The sequence below is a fragment of the Companilactobacillus baiquanensis genome (genome assembly GCF_003946605.1).
GTDB lineage: Bacteria > Bacillota > Bacilli > Lactobacillales > Lactobacillaceae > Companilactobacillus > Companilactobacillus baiquanensis.
Window position 1 is genome coordinate 61,050 of sequence record NZ_RHOQ01000002.1, and the last position, 14,456, is coordinate 75,505.

At 34.1% G+C, this 14,456-nt stretch carries 12 protein-coding genes; 6 read left to right on the top strand and 6 right to left on the bottom strand.

The genetic code is table 11. The annotated features are described in order from the left end of the window. Positions 1-190: 190 nt before the first annotated feature. Positions 191-1,837 (top strand): hypothetical protein, encoded by a 1,647-nt coding sequence (locus EKM77_RS04005; RefSeq protein WP_125592769.1) that lies wholly within the window; start codon positions 191-193, stop codon positions 1,835-1,837. A 68-nt stretch (positions 1,838-1,905) separates the two neighbouring features. On the opposite strand, the gene cydC is transcribed toward EKM77_RS04005, so the two are convergent. The 6 genes from cydC to thiD form a co-directional block, all read right to left on the bottom strand. After that, the gene (gene cydC / locus EKM77_RS04010) at positions 1,906-3,636 is read right to left on the bottom strand and encodes a thiol reductant ABC exporter subunit CydC (RefSeq protein ID WP_125592770.1); all 1,731 of its coding nucleotides are present in this window, start codon (positions 3,634-3,636) and stop codon (positions 1,906-1,908) included. Next, positions 3,633-5,372, bottom strand: coding sequence for a thiol reductant ABC exporter subunit CydD (cydD, locus tag EKM77_RS04015; protein ID WP_125592771.1), 1,740 nt, complete (start codon positions 5,370-5,372; stop codon positions 3,633-3,635). Before cydD ends, cydC begins: the two co-directional genes overlap by 4 nt. A gap of 1 nt (position 5,373) precedes the next feature. After that, positions 5,374-6,387: a cytochrome d ubiquinol oxidase subunit II gene (cydB, locus tag EKM77_RS04020; protein ID WP_125592772.1), complete on the bottom strand. Its 1,014-nt coding sequence runs from the start codon at positions 6,385-6,387 to the stop codon at positions 5,374-5,376. Beyond that, complete coding sequence (locus EKM77_RS04025) at positions 6,384-7,826, bottom strand: cytochrome ubiquinol oxidase subunit I (protein ID WP_125592773.1); 1,443 nt, start codon at positions 7,824-7,826, stop codon at positions 6,384-6,386. Before EKM77_RS04025 ends, cydB begins: the two co-directional genes overlap by 4 nt. A 176-nt stretch (positions 7,827-8,002) precedes the next feature. Further along, entirely contained in the window at positions 8,003-8,980 is a 978-nt protein-coding gene (locus tag EKM77_RS04030) for a hypothetical protein (RefSeq protein WP_125592774.1), read from the bottom strand. 28 nt (positions 8,981-9,008) lie between these two features. After that, the gene (thiD, locus tag EKM77_RS04035) at positions 9,009-9,818 is read right to left on the bottom strand and encodes a bifunctional hydroxymethylpyrimidine kinase/phosphomethylpyrimidine kinase (RefSeq protein WP_164507726.1); all 810 of its coding nucleotides are present in this window, start codon (positions 9,816-9,818) and stop codon (positions 9,009-9,011) included. 142 nt (positions 9,819-9,960) lie between these two features. Here thiD and EKM77_RS04040 point away from each other — a divergent pair, with 142 nt between their 5' ends. The 5 genes from EKM77_RS04040 (at position 9,961) to EKM77_RS04060 (ending at position 14,439) form a co-directional block, all read left to right on the top strand. Beyond that, positions 9,961-10,719, top strand: a complete 759-nt coding sequence (locus EKM77_RS04040) for a MerR family transcriptional regulator (RefSeq protein WP_125592776.1) — start codon at positions 9,961-9,963, stop codon at positions 10,717-10,719. A gap of 88 nt (positions 10,720-10,807) precedes the next feature. Continuing rightward, positions 10,808-12,187: a DUF3329 domain-containing protein gene (locus EKM77_RS04045; protein WP_125592777.1), complete on the top strand. Its 1,380-nt coding sequence runs from the start codon at positions 10,808-10,810 to the stop codon at positions 12,185-12,187. A gap of 110 nt (positions 12,188-12,297) precedes the next feature. Next, positions 12,298-13,065 carry a pyrroline-5-carboxylate reductase gene (gene proC / locus EKM77_RS04050; RefSeq protein WP_125592778.1) on the top strand — a complete coding sequence of 256 codons (768 nt, stop codon included), beginning with the start codon at positions 12,298-12,300 and terminating at the stop codon, positions 13,063-13,065. A gap of 104 nt (positions 13,066-13,169) precedes the next feature. Continuing rightward, positions 13,170-13,760: an ECF transporter S component gene (locus EKM77_RS04055; protein ID WP_125592779.1), complete on the top strand. Its 591-nt coding sequence runs from the start codon at positions 13,170-13,172 to the stop codon at positions 13,758-13,760. A 13-nt stretch (positions 13,761-13,773) separates the two neighbouring features. After that, entirely contained in the window at positions 13,774-14,439 is a 666-nt protein-coding gene (locus EKM77_RS04060; RefSeq protein WP_125592780.1) for a type 1 glutamine amidotransferase, read from the top strand. Positions 14,440-14,456 lie beyond the last annotated feature (17 nt).

Below are 14,456 nucleotides of genomic sequence, written 5' to 3' on the forward strand. Positions count from 1 at the left end.
AAGAAGTGATTCTAAATATTTAAAAGTAATTAATGAAGATATATTTTTATTGATATAATCATGATTATGGCTTATTTTTAATAAAAATTAGTAGATGAGATAATTATTTTTGGATTTAGAACAAAAAAGTCGAAATTTATAGTAGAATTAAAAAATTGATGTAATAAATATGAGGGTGAATATTATTTTTATGGGGAAGAATTATAGTCAATTTATTCGAAAACATGTTCCAATGCTTTTGATACTAATATTACTAGTAATATTTGGATTTTTTTTGGTATTTAATTTGGGCAAGATACCTGGATTATATATTGATGAGACCAATTATATGAATGAAGTGGTCAGTAAAGTAAATTATGGAACGGATATACACGGTCTAAGTCATCCAATTTATTTTGCAAGTGTTTGGGGACAAGGACAGTCGATCTTATATTCTTGGATCGTGATTCCTATAATTAAATTATTTGGATTTTCGGTATTTTTATTTAGAATCCCAATGGCGGTATTAAGTTTTCTAACTATCTTGGGTATTATTTTAGCAATTTATTTTAGTTCAAAAGATAAATTTTTAGCAGTTTGTACTACAGTGTCACTAGTAACTACACCTTGGTTATTTATATCTAGCAGGTGGGTTTTAGATGCCAATATTTCTCCTATTTTTGTCATGTTGGGACTTGTTTCATTGTATGGAGCAATGATTTATTCTTCAAATCGTGTTAGATATGTATTACTGGTAGTTTCTTCAGTTCTTTTGGCATTATCAGCTTATGTCTATATCGCTGCTTGGATATATCTTCCATTCTTGATAGTTGCCATATTTATTCTAAGTATCGTGAAGAAATGGTTCTCAATCAAGGAAATGCTAGTATGGATATTTATCATCTTTCTGATAGCATTGCCACTAATAGTGTTTGCGTTTAGAGTCAATATTCAACATATTGATAAATTCTCGAAATTCTTATTTTTTGATTTACCATATTTAAAATCAAATAGAGTTAGTTCACTAATTAGTTTTAAGGGATCTATCCTAAGTAGTATCAAAATAAATGTTGCTGAAGGGGTACGACAAGTAATATTTGGAACTGATAACTTACCTCAAAATAGTGTTGCACCATATGGAGCAATTTTCCCATTTATGATCATCTTTACTTTTATAGGAATGTTTGGAAAGAAATCATTATTTAATGAAAATATTGCAAATTTGCGATTGATTATCCTAGTATCATTATTTTCTTTCTTGCCAGGAATGATGGTTATTAAGCCAAACTATAATCATTGGAATTTCATTTGGTTTCCATTAGCTATTTTAACGGGTTATGGCATTTATTTATCCTTCCAAATGATCAATAAGATTAGTTGGAGTGTTTTTCTTGCTGTCCCAGTTATTGTTTTCTGGTTTTTTGTATTTAATTCTTATTTTGGATTCAATAATCAGGAAAATAGTTTTAATAATTCCAAAGGATCGATTGCGGAGACACAAGTAATTAATGACGAAATGAGTAAAAATTATAAGCATAGTAAGCTTTATATCGAAAGTCTTCCAGAAACATTTAATATTTTTAGGTTAGTTCAAAATCCCATCAGTGATTCTAAATATTTGAGTATGCAAGATAAGGCCACCCGAGTAAGTGGCGGTATTGTTCCGGCACCAAGTTCTTCTTATGGATATTTGAGAGACGTAACTAATATTTCTAAAGCTTCAGATGGAGATTTAGCTATGATCTATGAGGACGATTTAAATAATCAAGGTGCATTTTTATCTAAAAATCACGATTGGCATTTTGTTGCTGATTCATACTTCAATCATCGCAAAGTTAAAATTTTTCAAAAAGAATAGATAACTATTAGACTTTTAAAGTACATAAAAACCGTAATCCGGTAGGATTACGGTTTTTTGTATTACTGTTACAATCCTTGATCCATTTTATACAGTTCCTGAAAATGGGTATTTTTTTGGTAAAGTTCTTTAGGAGAACCTTGCATTTCAATTTTTTCGTCATTCATAAAAACAACTTGATCAACATATTTAATACCTTGAAGATGATGTGTGACCCAGATAATAGTTTTATCATTTAAAACATTAAAGAAAGTATCCAGTAGATTATTTTCAGTAATTGGATCTAAACCTACCGTGGGTTCATCTAGTAAAACAATAGGGGCGTCTTGCAGTAAGATTCTGGCTAAGGCAATTCTTTCTTGTTCACCACCAGAAAAGCGTGCGCCGTTTTCTCCAACGTTAGTATTGTATTTATCAGGTAGTGATTCAATTAAATCTTTTAGACCTACACGTTCAATCGCCTCAATAACATCGGCATCGGAACGGTTTTCATTACCTAAACGTACATTATTTATAACTGAGGTGTTAAATAAAAATGGTTTTTGATTTAGAACGGAAAAAATCTTGTCCCGACTATTCTGGATAGCTTGAATATCAATATCATTTATTTTAATTTCCCCAGATTGAGGAACTAAATCACCTAATATAAGCTGCAAAATAGTAGTTTTACCAATACCGCTCGGACCTAGTAATGCTAACTTTTCTCCACGTTTGATATTTTGAGTAAAGTGTTTAATTAAAATTGGTGAATCACTACTATACTCGAAATTAACGTCGTTTAAATCTAAAGATTTAAAATCATTAGGAGCTAGTTCAATTTGTTCAGGCAATTGATCTGAAACTGGTTGAATTTTATTTAAACGTTCAATAGAGTCACGATACTGGGGCCATTCCTCGAAACCTTGACTAACAGGAATCAAGGTATCAGATAGTGGAAATAAACTTAGAACAACAGCAGCAACGAAGTTAGCTTGTTCCTGATTGTCAGTCATTGTTAAATTTGTAAAAACCAAGAAGCAAATGGCAATGGCAGCAAAGATAAGTTGTAAAACAAAATCACGATTGCGACGAAATGATTTTGATTTATCTTTTGAGCTATTTAATTCTTTGACGTTTTTAGCGGATAAATTTTTGAAATCGTTAAAACGTCCAGAAATGATCCAGTCGTCAACACCCAAAATATTATCCGTCAATTTAGTATACAGAGAGCTCTTTAATTGTTTCTGACGTTCTTTACGGTTTCTCTCGATGGCGACTGAGACAAAGGGAACAACCACAACTTCGATCACTAGAAGTAGAAAAACAAAAATTCCAAAAGCGGGTGTATAAATACCAAGAGCCAAAGATCCTAAGAGTGTCAGTAAATAGGCGATAACAGTTGGGAAGACAGTTCTTAAATATAGATTTTGTAAATGATTAATATCTTCAGATAAAAGACCCATAATATCACCAGATTTATGATGCTCGTTAAAAAATGAAGCATCACTTTCTAGTGTTTTGTATAATCTAGTTCTTAGATTTGAGGTAACTTTTAAAACCCAGTTGTGACTCTTAAGACGTTCAATATATTTAAAAGTAGGTCTACCAATACCAAATGCTCTAGTCAAAAGGATAGGAACATATATCAGCAAAATATTGACTGGCTGGGTTGCAGCTTTATCAATTGTATAACCTGAAGTAAACATTAAAGCGGCTGCACAAAATGAAGTTAATAAGCCTAACAGTAATACGCTGACTAATAAACCTTTATATTTTTTGATGTACGGCTTGACCCAAGTATCATGTTTGAAAACTTTCATATTTGATCACCCCGCATATTATTGATTAATTGACTAAATGCACCGTTATGATCATAAAGACTATCAGGAGTACCTTGTTCAGCTATTTTTCCATTATCCATAACGATAACGTAGTCCATTTCTTTAATCCAGTGAAGTCGATGAGTGGCAAAAATAACTAAATGATTTTCAAATAATTCCTTCATTGTTTTCTTTAAGGCGTACTCGGTCTCAATGTCCAAATGAGCTGTCGGTTCATCAAAAATTAGGATTCGACGTTCGTTAGCTAAGAAAGCTCTGGCAATCATGATCCGTTGTTGTTGACCGCCGGAGATCCCTCGTCCACCTTCGCCGATAATCGATTTGTATCCGTCTGGCAAAGTTGATATAAAGTCTTTTAATCCTGATTTTTCACTCGCGTATTCGATTTCTTTTTCAGTCGCACTAGGCTTGTAAAAAGCAATATTTTCAGCAATCGTTCCTGAGAATAAATAAGGAGATTGTGGCAAAAATGCCAATTCATCTTGCCAGCTACGTTGTTTAAGTGAGTTTATCGACTGATCATTGACTTTGATATCTGCTTTGTCAGGATTTAAAAATCCACCTAAAGTTCGTATCAATGTAGTCTTGCCTGATCCGGATTTACCTATAACGCCGATATGTTGATAACCATGCAACTGAATATCTTTGATATCTAAACTAGCGTCATGATTATTCTGACCGTCAGCATAATTAAAAATCATATCCTTAACAGTTAGACTTGAATTCTGATCCCAAGTTAATTTTTGAAGATCATTGTCGCTATTTTCCTGTTTATCTTTTTCAAGTATGGAAAAGATCGAACTAAGAGCATTCTTACCATCTAAAGTAGCGTGATAATCACTTGAAAAATCTCTTAATGGCAAAAAGTATTCAGGAGCGAGAATTAATGTTACTAAAGCTGGAAAGAGCGGCAAACTACCGTTAATTAATCCTAGGCCGAGAAATACAGCTAGAATGGCAATTCCAAGGGTTGTCAGCCAGTCTAAAGCAAAAGTAGATAGAATAGCAATACGTAAAGTATTCATCGTACGGCGACGATATTCGTCACTGACAGTGTAGATGTTTTTAGCATAACGTTTACTCAATCCCAGCATTTTCAAAGTAGGCAATCCTCGAAGTGCATCCAAAAAGTGATTGGAAAGGATTGTGTATTGATGGTATTGAGCATCGGCTTTAGATTGTGCGGCCAAGCCCAAAATGATCATAAACAAAATAACTAGTGGAACGATAATAGTCAAAGTTATTCCAGAGGCAATATTTTGTGTGTAAATATAAATCAGTAAAATTGGTGGGATAAAAGTCATATTCATCAATTTTGTAAAAATCAATTTGAAATAATTTTCGATCAAATCAATACCATCTAATGAGGCTGTAACGATATTACCAGTTCCCTTTTCAGATAGCAGTGATGGACCAACATCGTAAACACGATCTAATAATTTGGACCGAATATTTTCAGATGTTTTACTAGCATAGTTTTCGACGATTTTGTTGTTAATAAGATTTAGTAAATGACGCAGAATAAAGGCAATCGCAAAAAATGTCATTGGCGTGATGATAGTTTGTAACGCCTTTTGATTCCATGAATTTACTAAAGCTTCTGCTAAATACTTACCTTGAAATAAAACAACAAATGCTTGCAAGAGAGTTAATCCTGCAAGCACAAGTAAGAGTTGTTTTGTTCCTGGTAAGCGAAATAATCGCTTATCAATCATATTAATATTTCACCGTATTACCTTTTGGATTTATTCTCTTAGTAAATAGAGTATAAGACCAAATGAAGTAAATTAGTATGATCGGTACTAATACACAAGCGACAATCGTCATAATCGTTAATGTATAGTGCGAGTTAGCAGCTGTTTTGATCAAGATACTGTGTGCTGGATTTGTAGCAATCATTACACGAGGGAATAATCCGTTGAATAATAGAACGATTACCATACTTAAAGATAATCCACTACCAGCAAAGCTCCAGCCTTCATGATTCTTTAACACACCATAATAGCCTAGAAGTGAGAAGAGGACGATCAAAACTGTAATAAGTAATGATGAGGCAAATCTCTTAGTAAAGAAGTCTGTTTGGAAAAATACCAAAACTGCAAAGACAACTTCACCTGCAAATAAGATCGGATAAACTATTTTATTTAAAGCACGTGCACGGTCACGAAGTGGGCCATCAAGTCTTAATCTGATAAAGTTTAATCCGTGAACTAGTGATAACAATACACCAGCAACACCACCGACTAATGAAAGCCAGTTAACTACATCAAAGAATTTAGGAAAGGCATCACCGTTTGCGTTCATAGGAATACCTTGAACCATGCTCAAAAGCATCATACATAATAAGAACGGTGGTATAACGCTTCCAAGGAAGAATGCCCAAAGCCAGATATTTTTACCAGCTTTAGTTTCGGCATGTTTTGTAAATTCAAATGAAACACCACGAATGATCAAACCAACTAAAACTAGCATTAATAAGTAATAGTAACCTGAGAATAAAGATGCATACCAGAGTGGCAATGAAGCAAACATGGCACCACCAGCGGTAACAAGCCATGTTTCATTTCCATCCCAGTGTGGACCAATGGATGCCATCAAAGCTTCTCGTTCGTCTAGGTCGTGGGCAATTAATCTAGTTGCCATACCGACACCGAAGTCGAATCCTTCGAGGAATAGAAAAATCGCAAACAGAAGTCCGATTATTAGAAACCACAATATACTGAGTGTCATTTTTCAAAGGCCTCCTTTGCAAATGGATCAACATTTTGTATAGAATCCTTCTCTTCAAAATAAGGTCCATGATGAAGAGTCTTTCTACTGTACCAAACCATCACACCACCAAGTAATGTGAATAGGCAGAAGTATAGAATATTACTAAATAATAAACTAGCAACAGTAGATGTAGGAGATACCGCTTGAGCAATTGTGAATAGTCCGTAAACGATCCATGGATAACGTCCAAATTCCGTAATGAACCATCCAGCAGAGTTACCAATAAATGGAACCCAGATACAGATACCTAGTACAACTAACATCCACTTGTGATTTTCAATTGTATCTTTATTCTTACGTGAGAAGATCAAACCGACAAGTGAAACTAGCATGATCAAAGCATCAATACCAGTCATAACTCTAAAACTCCAGAAGAGAGTCTTAGGTGGAACATAGTAATCCATGTTCTTACCGAATTGTTTATCGTACTTAGCATGCAGTTCTTTGTTAATTTCATTCATACCTTTAACAGAACCGCTTGTCTTATGATATGCCAAGATACTCAATACTTTAGGAATCTCGATCGAGTTAGAAGATTTATGACCCTTAGCATCGATCGATTCAACTACAGTCCAAGGAGCTGGATCTTTAGTTGTCTTATAAATACCTTCAGTTGCAGCAAATTTCATAGGTTGATCTTTGATAATTTGTTGTGTTTGAAGATCACCTGCACCAGCAGATAAAATAGCAAAAATTAAACTTGCCCATAATCCAAAGCGAAGTGATTTTTTGAAGAAGTGATTTTCATCTTTCTTCTTTCTAAGCAGTCCCCAGGCACTCATACCTGTAATAACAACTGCGGCTGTCATAAAGGCAGCTATGATAACGTGTGGAAATACCTTCCATAGCTGAGGATTAGCTATAACAGAACCAAAATCTGTTAATTGAATCCTACCGGTTGTGTTATTAATTTTGAAACCTGTTGGATGTTGCATGAAACTATTGGCAGCTAAAATCCAAATGGCAGATAACATAGTACCAATGGAAGTCATCCAAATCATAAATGCGTGAACACCTGGTTTGAAACGATCCCAAGTAAACATCCAAATACCAATAAAGACAGATTCAATAAAGAATGCTAATAAAGCTTCAATAGCTAATGGAGCTCCGAAAACATCACCCATGAATCTAGAGTATTCAGACCAGTTCATACCAAACTGGAATTCTTGAATAATACCAGTAACAATACCTACGGCGAAACTTAATAGGAATATTTTTCCCCAGAATTTCGCCATATCTAAATATACTTTGTCTTTTTTAACAGCGTAGATAGTCTCCATGATGGCGACAAGAAAGCCCATTCCGATTGAAAAAGGAACAAAGAAGAAATGGAAAACAGTCGTCATAGCAAACTGAAAACGTGCTAAAGAGACAATACTTAAACCAATACCTAGCATGGTAAATAGCCTCCTTATAACTTATTTAGAAATCCCTATTTCTACGTTTATCATATGATTAATTAGGGTATTAATCAATATGGATCATTTGAATATAAATATACTTTTTTACGAAAAAAATATCCCAAAAATCGTTTGATTTTTGAGATATTTTTAATAAAAATTTTCACACAATGTTAACGTTTACTACGACGTTTAGAAGGATCAAAATTATTTAAGGCATAAGGATTGTTATTGTTTGATCCTTGAGGTTGGTTATTAGGTTGACTTTGCGGTTGTTGACCTTGTGAAAGTGGTTGATTGTAAGAACCATTATTTAGATTCTTATTAGGTTGATTATTGAACTGGTTATTTGGAAATTGATTTTGCCGACTTTGATAAGAATTATTTACAGAATTTGGTTGATTTGCTTGATTCTGGTTCATTCTGTTCATCGGTCTTGAATTAGATTGATAGTTATTTGGAAATTGGTTTTGTGGTTGTCGTCCTTGATTAAACTGATTATTGTTAGCACCAAAGTTTGAATTAGGATTCATATTGTTTTGGTTCATATTATTTGGATAAGGGTTATTTTGGACAGGTTGATTATATCCATAATTATTATTTTGACCAGAATATTGTTGATTCATATTTGGTGTTTGGTTTGGTTGCTGATATTGATTTGGATACTGTTGATAATTATTTGGATATTGATTGAATTGATTAGGGTACTGGTTCATTTGCTGATTCTGTCCATTGTAATCGTAAGGCTCATTTTGATCCGGTTCTTCATCTTCATCATCGGAAACGGGATGTAAAACAAGATCTGCGATACTAACAATTAAAACAATGGCACCAATAGCAATTCCTACCCATGCCCAAATGATCAGAAAATGAGTTCCAGGGATATTAGCATTAAATAGTCCCATCAATCCACCTAGGATCAAGATGATAAAGCTGACAATATCTGGAACGACACTATATGTTCGATTGGTCAAAATGTAGATAGCGGCGGCAATGATGTATGTGATCGCCATCAAAATTCCAGCAGCACCTCCAATATCACCGGTACCGACTAGAGCAGCAATAAAGTTTTCAAATCCTGATCTAACCATTAAGATAATTGACAAAATGAGTAGTAGAATACCGACAGATATTTTAGTAATTCTTACCATAAATAGATCTCCTCTTTCCTCATTTCAATTATAGTTCATCGTTAATGAAATGATTAATGGGACCAAATTTATGACCTACTTCAATTTCATTTTTGATAGCTCTATAAGTGAATGTTTTTGAAATTCTAATAGCTTCTTCCATGTTTGAACCTTTTGCCATTTCGGCAACAATACTTGCTGACAAAGTATCACCAGTTCCATTAACATGATCTGTTTTGATGTATGGTTCAGAAATCCAGAATGATTGGCCATCTTCTAGCAATACAAAATCTTCAACAGCATCTAATGAATCATCAGCATGTTGTCCCTTGATCAAAATATTTTTAGGACCTAAAGTACGAAGCTTGTGGGCTGCTTGAACGATTTCCTCTTTACTATTTAATTCTAGACCTGATAACTTTTTGGCTTCATAGAAGTTAGGCGTGATCAAATCTGCAAGAGGGAATAATTCATCGATCAAAGTTTGATACGCTTCTTCTTCTAGCAACATTGCACCATGTTTGGTGATGATAACAGGATCGAGAACGAAAGTACCAAATGATTTATCCTTTATTTCTTCGGCAACAGTATGGATGATCTTTGAATCAGATAACATACCTGTTTTAAAAGCGAGAACTTTAAAATCATCTTTGATGTCTTTTATCTGGCTCTTAATGAAACTAGTAGGCATGTTAATACTGTCGTGGATACCGTAGGAATTTCCAGCTACAGCGGCAGTTAAAACTGACATTCCGTAAACACCACGAGCCATGAACGTCTTTAAATCAGCTTGAGCACCGGCGCTTCCGTCGGAGTCGGAGCCTGCAATTGTTAATACTTGAGTAAATTCATTCATAATTTTCACCAACCTATAAAATACCTTTTGTTTTTAATATTAACGTAAATTTTCTTATTTGAGGATAAAAAGCTTCAATTTTTAAAAATTAACTTGACCTTGACGTTACGTCAGTCTTTATTATGAATTTTGCTAGGAGGAAATTATGGAGTATACAGTTAAACAATTGGCCGATCTATCAGGAGTTAGCGCTAGAACATTACGGTATTATGACCAAATTGATCTATTGAAACCAAGTTATATTACTGAAAAAAACTATCGAATTTATGAAGAAAAGCAAGTGGATCGTTTACAGCAGATTCTTTTCTTTCGATCGTTAGATTTTCCCCTGAACAAAGTTAAAAAAATCATGGACGATACTAACTATTCAGAACTTGGTGCCTTGAATACACAAAAGCAACTATTGATCACGCAAAGAAAGCATCTAGATTCACTCCTAGCAAATATCCAAAATACTATTGATAACTATAAAGGAGACATTACTATGACAGATACCGAAAAATTTGCTGCCTTTAAAGAAAAAGCAATCGAAGAAAATGAAAAAGAATTTGGCAAAGAAATTCGTGAGAAATACGGGGATGAAGAGGTTAAACAATCTAATTTAAAATATGGTAATTTAACTGAGATTCAGTTCGATCAAATGAAAACCCTTGAAAAACAAATGATAGCTGATTTAAATAAACTAGTCTTAGTCCCTGAGATGGATTCAAAATTAGCTAAAAAGATTTATCAAGAACATAGAGACTGGTTAGGATTTTCTTGGCCTAATTACAGTAAAGAGGCCCATCGCGGACTTGTTCAAATGTATGTTAATGATAGACGATTTGCCAAATATTATGACAATAAGGCGGGGCAACCTGTAACTGAATTGTTGAAAAAGGTAGTAGATTTTTACACTAAATAGTTAAATTATTTGAAAAAACCGTAAAAGTTTCCTAAGTTCATGATATATTTGTTCTATCCTTGCGTGAAATAAGGGGGATAAAAAACGCATGAATTCAAGCAATAAAAGGAAATACGTACTACCAGCATTGTTATATTTGATCACTTTCTTAGTAGTATTTACACTAAACCATTTTTCATTATTAACGGCGGATGATTTTATTTATCATTTTTTCTATGATGGACCGTCTGTTACGCCGCACACTAGAGAATTTCATAGTATATTTGACATTTTTGCTTCACAGTACAATCATTATTTTATGTGGAATGGACGAATCCTAGCACATAGTTTTGTACAAATTATAATGCAATTTCCAAAGTGGGTCTTTGATATTGTTAACTCGTTTGTCTTTTTAGGATTAGTAGTTCTAATTAAACAAATAGTCCAAACTTTAACTAAAAATGTATTGCCTCTTTTCATAGAGTTTCTAGTTGTAATTGCTTTATGGTTCTTCTTACCATTGCCTGGAACGACCATTTACTGGATTTCAGGTGCTGGAAATTATCTTTGGATGAGTATTTTTTATCTTAGTTTTATGTTATTTGTTCTTAAAAATTTGAAAAAGAATAGTTCCATTTGGATGGTACTTGGAGCAATTGTTTTAGGATTTTTAGCAGGTACAAGTAGTGAAAACAGTGGTCCTAGTGTAGTGATCATGTTGGTTTTATTTGGAATTTATTATTTAAGAAGTTTCAAAGAGATCAGAGTCTGGCATGTTTTGGGAGTAATTTTCAGCATGCTCGGCAGTATACTGATTATTATTTCGCCATCATCTCAAGGCCGCGGTGATAAGAACACAATAATGTTATTAATTATCAAATTTTTAGACATATTAAAACTTATCAAACACAACTCGATGCCACTAATGATTACTTTTCTAGTAGTAATTATTTTGACTTTGATGGTCAGAGTATTGAATCGCAACGATTATGCCAATCTAATAATTCTATTTATCGGATTCTTAGCATCACTATTTTCATTAATATTGTCACCAGCCGGTCCGCTAGAAGTAGTCTCTGGTTCTTACCGAGCATTCTTTGGGCCATATGTTTTCATGATCATTATGATGGCATATATGCTGTATCGAGTGTACCAAAGGAGCAATATTTTTAGCAGTAACGGTATTAAGATAACTATAATGGCGTTATGCTTAGTAGTTTTTGCAATTAGTTTTTCTAGAGCATATTCCGATATTCACTCTGACTATGTTATTCAAACTAATAATGTTAAAAAGATCGCGGCGGCTAAAGCCGACCATAAAAAGAATGTTACGATCAAGATCCTTCCTAATTTGGAAAATGCTGGTCGAACAAATCAATATAATTCCATTAACTATACGGCTAATACCTTAGAAGATCCGGCTTCTTGGATGAATATCTGGATGGCTAAGTATTATGATATTAATAGTATCAGTGGCACGTTTAAATAGAGTCGCCTTTGGGCGGCTTTTTTTGTTGCCATTATAGCTAAATATGAATTTGTATTTATTTATTAATCATTTAAAATAGGGATAATGAAATATGAAAAGGAGATCTGAATATGATTGGTTTTATCGGTGCAGGCAGTATAGGTGGAGCAGTTATAACCGGTTTAGTAAAGAATGGTTATGATGCAAATGAGATTCTTGTCAAAGGTGGCAAATCTTCACGTACGAAAGATTTAAAAGAACAATTAGGATTTCAAATTGCTTCTAAGATCAAACAATTAGCAGACGCTGAAGTTATTTTTATCGGTGTCGGATCTAATGCATTGGATAGTGTCTTACTTGAACTAAAAGATATCGTCGAAGGTAAATTAGTTGTTGCCTTCACAGGTACTGGTACTGTGGCACATTTAAAACAGATTTTGGAATATGACAAGGTAGCACATGCTATTCCTAACACTCCTGTAAAAGTTGGGGCTGGTTTCACAGGTATTACGTATTCTGAAAAATTCACTCCTGAAGATAAGAAAAAAATTGCTTCAGTTCTTGGTTATACAGGACAATTAGTTGAAGTTCCAAGCGAGCAATTAGGTATTTTAGGAACGGTTGCCGGATGCAGTCCAGCATTTTTGGATTTGTTTATTGAAGCTTTGAGTGATGCTGGTGTAAAACACGGATTAAGTAGAAAACTTGCTTATGATGCCGCTATCGGAATGGCTATTGGAGCAAGTAAATTGGCTAAACAATCAGATCTGAATCCATCTGCTTTGAAAGATGAAGTAACATCTCCAGGTGGGTCAACAATTAAAGGAGTCGCAGCTTTGGAAGAAAATGGATTTCGTAGCGCCGTTATAAAGGCTGTAGATGCTGCTGAAGGTGAATAGATTTAAGTAAAGTCTGAAGTCACGTAAATTTTTTACGCTGGACCAAGGACTTTTTTGTATAATAGGATAGAATTAAAGAAATAAATTTGAGGGGTTTATAGTAAATGCAACGAAGAAAAGCTTATCGCATTGCTATTCTAGGCATTTTGATGGCAATAATCTTTGTACAATCATTAGTGCCTTTTTTGGGATTCATACCAACAGGTTTCATTAACATAACGATCATTCATATAACGGTAATTGTAGCTGCCATTGTTTTAGGACCAAAATACGGATCGATCGTAGGTCTTGTTTGGGGACTGGGAACTATGATACGAGCTTTCACAAGTCCAACTTCGATTATTGATACAATGGTATTTACTAATCCGATCGTTGCCATTTTACCGAGAATAATTGTTGGTGTGGTAGCAGGATATGTATATATTGGTTTGAAAAAACATTTTAAAAATCGTTTAATTTCAATGGGAATTGCCGCTGCGGCCGGATCTATAACGAACACAGTTCTTGTTTTGAGTTTAATGAGAGTTATGTATGCTAGTGTTTTATCACAGGCATATGCGACTCAAACTGATCTCTTGAATAAATTATTGCTGATCATTGTGGGAACTAATGGTGTTCCGGAAATGATTGCAGCAATTATTATTGCCCCAGCAATTTCGACAGCTATATTAAAGGCTAATAAATTTTTAGACTAAAGAGGCTTTATTTATGAGGATCAATATTTTACAGCACACACCAAACGAGGGTCCAGGTGCTATTAAAGACTGGGCACATCTTCACGGATATGAGATCTATGTATATCATCCCTATGTATTTGGAATTTTACCAAGTGCACAAGAAACCGACATGTTAGTAATTCTAGGTGGACCGATGAGTCCAAATGATGATCTAGATTGGATCAAAAAAGAACGTGACTTGATCAAACAGTTATTAAAGGATGATATTCCCATGTTTGGTGCCTGTTATGGTGCACAACAAATTACTAAAACTCTTGGCTATCCGGTTGGTAAATCACCAGCAAAAGAAGTCGGTTGGGCTCCAGTTTATTTACAAACTCATGAAATCCCAGAGATTCCAGAAAAATTAATGGCATTGCATTGGCATGAAGAGATGTTTGAGATACCTAAAGAGGCAGAATTGCTCTTTTCAAGCGATTTACTGAAGAATCAAGGCTTCGTTATGAATCATCGAGTTATTGGCTTACAGTTTCATTTTGAGCCACAGGAGGATGATTTAAAAGAGATCGTTGTTAACGATGGAAGCTATGCCGCTGATTCTGAATTGAACCAAACTCCCAAAGAGATTATGGATTACAAAGTACCAGAAGAAAATAAAATCGTTATGTTCAAACTTTTAGATTATATTACCGAATAAGAATATGACTTTTTCTG

Coding starts and splice junctions, on each gene's coding strand:
- cydC (WP_125592770.1), bottom strand. CDS start 3,636: ATGAAAGTTTTCAAACATGATACTTGGGTCAAGCCGTACATCAAAAAA.
- EKM77_RS04060 (WP_125592780.1), top strand. CDS start 13,774: ATGAGGATCAATATTTTACAGCACACACCAAACGAGGGTCCAGGTGCT.
- cydD (WP_125592771.1), bottom strand. CDS start 5,372: ATGATTGATAAGCGATTATTTCGCTTACCAGGAACAAAACAACTCTTA.
- EKM77_RS04055 (WP_125592779.1), top strand. CDS start 13,170: ATGCAACGAAGAAAAGCTTATCGCATTGCTATTCTAGGCATTTTGATG.
- EKM77_RS04045 (WP_125592777.1), top strand. CDS start 10,808: ATGAATTCAAGCAATAAAAGGAAATACGTACTACCAGCATTGTTATAT.
- EKM77_RS04005 (WP_125592769.1), top strand. CDS start 191: ATGGGGAAGAATTATAGTCAATTTATTCGAAAACATGTTCCAATGCTT.
- cydB (WP_125592772.1), bottom strand. CDS start 6,387: ATGACACTCAGTATATTGTGGTTTCTAATAATCGGACTTCTGTTTGCG.
- EKM77_RS04040 (WP_125592776.1), top strand. CDS start 9,961: ATGGAGTATACAGTTAAACAATTGGCCGATCTATCAGGAGTTAGCGCT.
- EKM77_RS04030 (WP_125592774.1), bottom strand. CDS start 8,980: ATGGTAAGAATTACTAAAATATCTGTCGGTATTCTACTACTCATTTTG.
- EKM77_RS04025 (WP_125592773.1), bottom strand. CDS start 7,826: ATGCTAGGTATTGGTTTAAGTATTGTCTCTTTAGCACGTTTTCAGTTT.
- proC (WP_125592778.1), top strand. CDS start 12,298: ATGATTGGTTTTATCGGTGCAGGCAGTATAGGTGGAGCAGTTATAACC.